This window comes from Lysinibacillus cavernae (assembly GCF_009724685.1).
Taxonomy (GTDB): domain Bacteria; phylum Bacillota; class Bacilli; order Bacillales_A; family Planococcaceae; genus Lysinibacillus; species Lysinibacillus cavernae.
Genome location: NZ_WMEF01000033.1, coordinates 1 through 1,114 on the forward strand (window position 1 = coordinate 1; position 1,114 = coordinate 1,114).

Annotated in this window: 11 tRNA genes; all 11 read right to left on the minus strand. The window is 52.6% G+C overall.

Annotated features, from left to right (window positions below):
• Positions 1 to 58: 58 nt before the first annotated feature.
• Positions 59 to 135: transfer RNA gene (locus GJU32_RS22815), tRNA-Ile, on the minus strand.
• 1 nt (position 136) lies between these two features.
• A tRNA-Gly gene (locus tag GJU32_RS22820) sits at positions 137 to 210 on the minus strand.
• Between the two features lie 5 nt (positions 211 to 215).
• Positions 216 to 291: transfer RNA gene (locus GJU32_RS22825), tRNA-Phe, on the minus strand.
• A gap of 15 nt (positions 292 to 306) precedes the next feature.
• Positions 307 to 382: transfer RNA gene (locus tag GJU32_RS22830), tRNA-Asp, on the minus strand.
• Positions 383 to 385: 3 nt separating this feature from the next.
• A tRNA-Met gene (locus tag GJU32_RS22835) sits at positions 386 to 460 on the minus strand.
• A 53-nt stretch (positions 461 to 513) separates the two neighbouring features.
• A tRNA-Ser gene (locus GJU32_RS22840) sits at positions 514 to 606 on the minus strand.
• 15 nt (positions 607 to 621) lie between these two features.
• A tRNA-Ile gene (locus GJU32_RS22845) sits at positions 622 to 698 on the minus strand.
• 7 nt (positions 699 to 705) lie between these two features.
• Positions 706 to 779 (minus strand) — tRNA-Met (locus tag GJU32_RS22850).
• A 29-nt stretch (positions 780 to 808) separates the two neighbouring features.
• Positions 809 to 884 (minus strand) — tRNA-Ala (locus tag GJU32_RS22855).
• A 7-nt stretch (positions 885 to 891) separates the two neighbouring features.
• A tRNA-Pro gene (locus GJU32_RS22860) sits at positions 892 to 968 on the minus strand.
• A 9-nt stretch (positions 969 to 977) separates the two neighbouring features.
• Positions 978 to 1,054, minus strand: a tRNA-Arg gene (locus GJU32_RS22865).
• Positions 1,055 to 1,114 lie beyond the last annotated feature (60 nt).

Sequence of the window (1,114 nt, forward strand, 5' to 3'; positions counted from 1 at the left end):
CCTGCGACAACCTGATTAACAGTCAGGTGCTACTACCAACTGAGCTACTTCGGAACAATGGTGGGCCTAAATGGACTCGAACCATCGACCTCACGCTTATCAGGCGTGCGCTCTAACCAGCTGAGCTATAGGCCCTTGGAGCGGGTGATGAGAATCGAACTCACGACATCAGCTTGGAAGGCTGAGGTTTTACCATTAAACTACACCCGCAAATATGGTGGGTCAGGACGGAATCGAACCGCCGACACTTAGAGCTTCAATCTAATGCTCTACCAACTGAGCTACTGACCCATATTTTATAAAAAATGGCGGTCCCGACCGGGATCGAACCGGCGATCTCCTGCGTGACAGGCAGGCATGTTAACCGCTACACCACGGGACCTTTTGGTTGCGGGGGCCGGATTTGAACCAACGACCTTCGGGTTATGAGCCCGACGAGCTACCACTGCTCCACCCCGCGATAATTTTATGCTGTTTCGAGTTTTTAAAGCACCATTTATAAAGATTTAAAACTGGAGGAGGTAGAGGGATTCGAACCCCCGCGCGGTGTTACCCGCCTGTCGGTTTTCAAGACCGATCCCTTCAGCCAGACTTGGGTATACCTCCGTAACAATATATAAATGGTGGACCTTGCAGGACTCGAACCTGCGACCGGACGGTTATGAGCCGTCTGCTCTAACCAACTGAGCTAAAGGTCCTTTAAGATGGCGGCAGAGGGGATCGAACCCCCGACCTTACGGGTATGAACCGTACGCTCTAGCCAGCTGAGCTACGCCGCCAGGATCTTTATAACTGGTTATCTTTACTATGGTGGAGCCTAGCGGGATCGAACCGCTGACCTCCTGCGTGCAAGGCAGGCGCTCTCCCAGCTGAGCTAAGGCCCCAATGTAATGGTCGGAATGACAGGATTCGAACCTACGACCCCTTGGTCCCAAACCAAGTGCTCTACCAAGCTGAGCTACATTCCGAAATATATATGGCGCGCCCGGCAGGAGTCGAACCCACAACCTTCTGATCCGTAGTCAGACGCTCTATCCAATTGAGCTACGGGCGCTAATCATTAAAATAAAATGGTGCCGAGGGCCGGAATCGAACCGGCACGGTAGTCACCTAC